Origin of the sequence: Glycomyces endophyticus (assembly GCF_039531525.1) — a bacterium.
GTDB lineage: Bacteria > Actinomycetota > Actinomycetes > Mycobacteriales > Micromonosporaceae > Glycomyces > Glycomyces endophyticus.
The window spans coordinates 67,364-73,422 of the sequence record NZ_BAAAQF010000024.1 but is presented as its reverse complement, the minus strand read 5'-3'; the positions used below and the strand labels follow the sequence as shown (position 1 = coordinate 73,422).

Annotated in this window: 2 protein-coding genes; one reads left to right on the top strand and one right to left on the bottom strand. The window is 70.5% G+C overall.

The window, feature by feature from the left end; all coding sequences use genetic code 11:
- The first annotated feature begins 507 nt into the window (after positions 1–507).
- Positions 508–3,831 carry a discoidin domain-containing protein gene (locus ABD419_RS22575; protein WP_344491557.1) on the top strand — a complete coding sequence of 1,108 codons (3,324 nt, stop codon included), beginning with the start codon at positions 508–510 and terminating at the stop codon, positions 3,829–3,831.
- A 57-nt stretch (positions 3,832–3,888) separates the two neighbouring features.
- Here the strand turns inward: ABD419_RS22575 and ABD419_RS22570 are convergent, their stop codons facing one another.
- On the bottom strand, positions 3,889–5,925 hold the full coding sequence (locus ABD419_RS22570; RefSeq protein WP_344491554.1) for a beta-galactosidase: 2,037 nt from the start codon (positions 5,923–5,925) through the stop codon (positions 3,889–3,891).
- Positions 5,926–6,059: the final 134 nt, after the last annotated feature.

The window sequence follows — 6,059 nt, the reverse complement described above, 5'->3', positions numbered from 1 at the left end:
GGCGGCGTCCACGGCGGCGGCATGATGGGCGGCGGCCCCGGCGGGCCCGGGCCCGGCGACGACCAGGACCACGAGAAGAAGTACTGGCTCGTGGAGGAGGAGGACACGTGGGGCGGCGGTCCTGAGGACGAGGACGACGACCCGTTCGCGTAGCGCCCTTCCCATAGCACCCCCCTAGAGCAGACCGGGGTCTCGATCCGCCACCGTGCAGGCGGGCCGGGGCCCCGGTCTTCGCGTGTCCCGGGAATTGGTTTCGCGACCCGATTTTGCCGATCGCTCCCATGGGGACCGGTGTGCGCCATTCGTCGGCGACGTATTGACAAGCATAATTTCCTGGCATTAGAATCTCCAATTAGGTATAGCGCTAAACCTTCTTCATCCAGCCACTTCATACCTCCAGACTCCCTTACAGATCGACGCATGTCGATCTACTGAGTGGTGCGCGGAAATGCCTCACAACGCGCCGCAGTGGATCGGGAATGCGCCTCCCCCGAACAAGGAGCCATCATGAAACTCATGCGCCTCGCCATCGCGGCGGCGACTGCGGTCGCCGCCGTGGCGGCAGCGCTGGTGCCGGCCGCCGCGGTCCACGCGGCGGACGGCACGAACCTGGCGGCGGGAAAGACGATGACCGCCAGCGGCCACGTGCAGGGCTACACGGCGGGCAACGCGGCCGACGGGAACCAGGGCACCTACTGGGAGAGCCCCAACGGCGCCTTCCCGCAGTGGATCCAGGTCGACCTCGGCGCCGTCGCCGAGGTCAGCGAGGTGGTCCTCGAACTGCCCGCGCTCCCCGCCTGGCAGACCCGGACCCAGACCGTCGAGGTGCGCGGCAGCACCGACGGCGCGAACTTCACCACCCTCGCCGCCGCGCAGGGCCGCACCTTCAACCCCGGCAGCGGCAACACGGTCAGCATCGACCTCCCCGACACCGACGCCAGGTACGTGCGGCTGGTCTTCACCGCCAACACCGGCTGGCCCGCCGCGCAGCTCTCGGAGTTCGAGGTCTACGGCGAGGCCGGCGCCCCGTCGCAGACCGGCGAGCTGGCGGTCGGCAAGCCGATCGCGGCGTCGTCCACCGTGCACACCTTCGCGGCGGCGAACGCCAACGACGGCGACGTGACCACGTACTGGGAGGGCGCCAACGGGGCCTACCCGAGCACGCTCACCGTCTCGCTCGGCGCGAACGCCGAACTCGACCGGGTCGTCGTCAAGCTCAACCCCGATCCCGTGTGGGGCGCGAGGACGCAGACGTTCTCGGTGCTCGCGCGGGACGCGGGCGGCGGGACGTTCAACCAGATCAAGGCGTCGGCGGCGTACGCCTTCGATCCGGCCTCGGGCAACACGGTCACGATCCCGGTCTCGGGCACGTACGGCGAGATCCGGCTGCAGTTCACCGGGAACACGGGCGCCCCGAACGGGCAGGTCGCGGAGTTCCAGGTGTTCGGCGAGGCCGCGCCCGCGCCGAACCTGGAGGTCACCGGCATGTCGTGGAGCCCGGCCTCGCCGAGCGAGACCGACGCGGTGACCCTCTCGGCCACGGTCGCGAACACCGGCGAGGTCGCCTCCCCCACCAGCGCGGTGGACCTCGTCCTCGACGGCGAGGTGGTCGGCTCCGCGACCGTCGGCGGCCTGGCCGCCGGCGCCTCGCAGACCGTGAGCGCCGCGGTCGGGTCCCTGACCGCGGGCGACCACGAGCTCGGGGCCGAGGTCGACCCGAGCGGGTCGGTCGTCGAGGCCGACGAGTCCGACAACGAGTACGCGCACCCGGACGCTTTGACGGTCAGCCAGATCGCCACCTCGGACCTGGTGGCGAGCGTGGTCTCGTGGACGCCGAGCAGTCCGGCGGCGGGCGACGCGGTGGACTTCTCGGTGACGATCGGCAACCAGGGCAGCCTCGCCTCGGCGAGCGGCGCCCACGGCGTCACGCTCAAGGTGGTGGACAACGAGACCGGCGCCGTGGTGCGGACCCTCTCGGGCTCGCACACCGGGGTGATCGCGGCGGGCGGCAGCTCGGGCGCGATCGACCTGGGGTCGTGGACCGCGGCCGACGGCCAGTACACCGTGGAGGTCGCGGTGGCCGTGGACGGCAACGAGCACGCCGTCAAGCAGGGCAACAACACCACGACCCGGACCCTCTCGGTCGGGCGCGGCGCCGACATGCCGTACACCCTGGACGAGGCCGAGCACGCCGCGCCCGGCGGCGGCGCGCAGGTGCTGGCGCCGAACCGGAGGATCGGCGACCTCGCGGGCGAGGCCAGCGGCCGCCAGGCCGTGGTCCTCGACGGGACCGGCGAGTACGTCCAGTTCACCACCACCACCGACACCAACACGCTGGTGACGCGCTTCGCGATCCCCGACGCGGCCGGCGGCGGGGGCATCACCTCGACGCTGAACCTGTACGTCGACGGGCAGCTGCTCCAGCCGATCACGCTCACCTCGAAGTACGCGTGGCTGTACGGGGCCGAGGCGAGCCCGAACAACTCGCCGAGCTCCGGCGCGGCCCGCCACATCTACGACGAGGCGAACGTGCTGCTGGACGAGGTGATCCCCGCGGGGAGCACGATCCGGCTCCAGAAGGACGCGGCGAACACCGCGGCCTACTACGCGATCGACTTCATCAGCCTCGAAGAGGTCGCGCCGATCGCGAACCCGGACGAGTCGCGGTACGTCGAGCCCAGCGGGTTCACGCACCAGGCGGTCCAGAACGCCCTCGACCAGGTCCGCATGGACACCACGGGGAACCTCCTCGGGGTGTACCTGCCCGCGGGCGACTACGCGACGTCCTCGAAGTTCCAGGTGTACGGCGGGGCCGTCGAGATCATCGGCGCCGGTCCCTGGTACACCCGGTTCTACGCGCCGACCGGCCAGGAGAACACCGACGTCGGGTTCCGCGCGGACGCCACGGCGAACGGCTCGACGTTCTCCGGGTTCGCCTACTTCGGGAACTACACCTCCCGGATCGACGGGCCCGGCAAGGTGTTCGACTGGCAGAACGTGTCGGACATGACGATCGACAACACGTGGACCGAGCACCAGGTGTGCATGTTCTGGGGCTCCAACATGGACAACATCGAGATCACTGATTCTCGGGCGCGCAACCTGTTCGCGGACGCGATCAACATGACGAACGGGAGCTCGGGGAACCTGGTCCAGAACGTCGAGTCGCGCGCCTCCGGCGACGACAGCTTCGCGCTGTTCGCCGCCACCGACGCGGGCGGCGGCCTCCAGACCGGGAACGTGTACGAGAACCTGACCTCGATCCTCACCTGGCGGGCCGCGGGCCTGGCCGTCTACGGCGGCACCGGGAACACGTTCCGGGACATCCACATCGCCGACACGCTCGTCTACTCGGGCATCACGATCAGCTCGCTGGACTTCGGCTACCCGATGGACGGCTTCGGGTCGAGCCCGACGACGAACTTCGAGAACATCTCGATCGTCAGGGCCGGCGGCCACTTCTGGGGCGCGCAGACGTTCCCGGGGATCTGGATCTTCTCGGCGTCCAAGGTCTTCCAGGGCATCCGCGTCTCCAACGTGGACATCGTGGACCCGACCTACTCGGGGATCATGTTCCAGACCAACTACACCGGCGGCTCGCCGCAGCACCCGGTCACGGACACGGTGTTCACGGACGTGTCGGTCACCGGGGCGCAGCTGAGCGGCGACGAGTTCCAGTCCAAGTCCGGCATCGGCATCTGGGTGAACGAGATGCCCGAGGCGGGACAGGGCCCGGCGGTCGGTGAGGCGGTCTTCAACGGCCTCGAGCTGAGCGGCAACCACGAGGACATCCGGAACAACACGACCACGTTCGACCTGATCATCAACTAGCGGAAGGACGCCGGAGGCCCCCCGCCGAGCAGTCTCGGCGGGGGGCCTCTCGCGGCGCTAGGCGCGGGCGCGCTCGACGACCGCGGTGCCGAACGGGGCGAGCTCGACGGTCCCGCCGCCGGTCTCGACGCTCGCGGCGGCCGGGTTGAAGTTGAGCAGGAACACGAAGTCCGTGGTCCCGTCGGTGCGGACCTGCGCGGTGACGCCGGCCGGGAGGTCGGCGTCGAGGGCGCGCTCCGCGCCGGACTCGGCGACGACGCGGCCGTAGAACTCGGCGAGGAAGTCGTCCCCGGTGCGGGCGGCGACGAAGTAGGCGCGGCCCTCGCCGCGGCGGTTCACGGTGAGCGCGGGGCGGCCGGCGTAGAAGTCGGACCCGTACGCGCCCAGGGTCTCCGCGGTCTCGGCGTGGATGAGCTCGCACAGCTCGACGGCCTCGTAGGAGGCGCCGTCCCACTCGATCGAGTTGCGGTCCTCGGGGTACAGCGCGTCGATCTCCTCGGCCCAGATCCCCAGCGTCTCGCGGAGCGGGCCGGGGAAGCCGCCGAGGAAGGTGCGGTCGTGCTCGTCGACGTAGCCGGTGGCGTAGGTGGCGACGAAGGTGCCGCCGCGCCGCACGAACGCGTCGATCGCCTCGGCCACGCCGGGGCGGAGCATGTAGAGCATCGGGGCGACGAGGACCTTGTAGCGGTCGAGGTACCCGGGCCGGGCGATGAGCGAGGAGTCGATGACGTCGGTGGGGACGCCTTGCTCCCAGAACGCGCGGTAGTGGGCGACGACGGCGCCCTCGTAGTCGGTGCGCCCCTGGAGCATCCCCTTCTGGTCCTCCAGGGCCCAGCGGAGGTGCCAGTCGTAGACGACGGCGACGTCGGCGGGCGTGTCGGTGCCGACGACCCCGTCGAGCTCCGCGAGGCGGGCGCCGACCTCGGCCACGTCCTGGAAGACGCGGGTGCGCTCGGTGCCCTCGTGGTCGACGACGGCGCCGTGGAACTTCTCGGAGCCGCCGCGGCCCTTGCGGAACTGGAAGTACTGCACGGTGTCCGAGCCGTGGGCGACGGCCTGGAGCGACTGGAGCAGGTGCACGCCGGGCCGGTGGAGCTTGGCGACGGGGCGCCAGTTCGTGGCCGAGGGCGAGGACTCCATGAGCATGAACGGCTTGCCCTTGAGGCTGCGCGTCAGGTCGTGGAGGAAGGAGGCGCGGGCGCCCTTGGCGACGTCCTTCCCGGTGCCGGTCCACTCGGGGTAGGAGTCCCAGGAGACGACGTCGAGGGCCTGCGCGAGCCGGTAGTAGTCGATGCCCGGGTAGGTGCCCATGAGGTTGGTCGTGCGCGGCACGTCCGGGGTGATGGCCTTGAGCGGCGCGGTCTCGTGCTCGTAGAAGTCCACGAACTGCTCGGTGGTGAACCGCATCCACTCCAGCTGGAGGCCGTGGATGTCCTGCTCGCCGTGGCCGTGCTCGGACGGGGACTCGATGTGCGACCAGTCGCCGTAGGTCTTGGCCCAGAACGCGGTCCACCAGGACTCGTTCAGCTCGTCGAGGGACGAGAAGCGGGTCTGGAGGTAGGCGCGGAAGCGCTCCTGGCACAGGTCGCAGTGGCACTCCCCGCCGTACTCGTTGGAGAGGTGCCAGACGCCCAGCGCCGGGTGGTCCTGGTAGCGCTCGGCCAGCGCGGTGTTGACCGCGGTGGTCTTCTCGCGGTAGACCGGCGAGGTGAGGCAGTGGTTGTGGCGGCCGCCGTGGCGGTTCTTGGTGCGGTCGCGGTTGACGCGCAGGACCTCGGGGTAGGCGCGGCTCATCCAGCCGGGGCGGGCGCCGGTGGGGGTGGCGAGGACGGCGGTGAGGTCGTTCTCGGCCATGAGGTCGAGGATCTCGTCGAGCCACCCGAACTCGTAGCGGCCCTCCTCGGGTTCGAGCGCGGCCCAGGCGAAGATGCCGACCGAGAGGGTGTTGATCCCGGCGAGGCGGGCGAGGCGCATGTCCTCCTTCCAGGTGGTCTCCTTGGAGGCGCGCCACTGGTCGGGGTTGTAGTCGCCGCCGTGCAGGAGGTGCGGGACGCCGGGGACGATTGGCGCGTGGCGGACGATCGGTCGGTTCACGGGTGGGTGCTCCTCAGGCCTGGTCTGCTTTACCGGTATAACGCTTGCCAGTACAAGCTAGGTCGCGTCCGGCGGCATGTCAATGCGATCCCAGGGTCCGGACCGGCGCCCCGGGTCGGGGCGCCGGTCGCGGG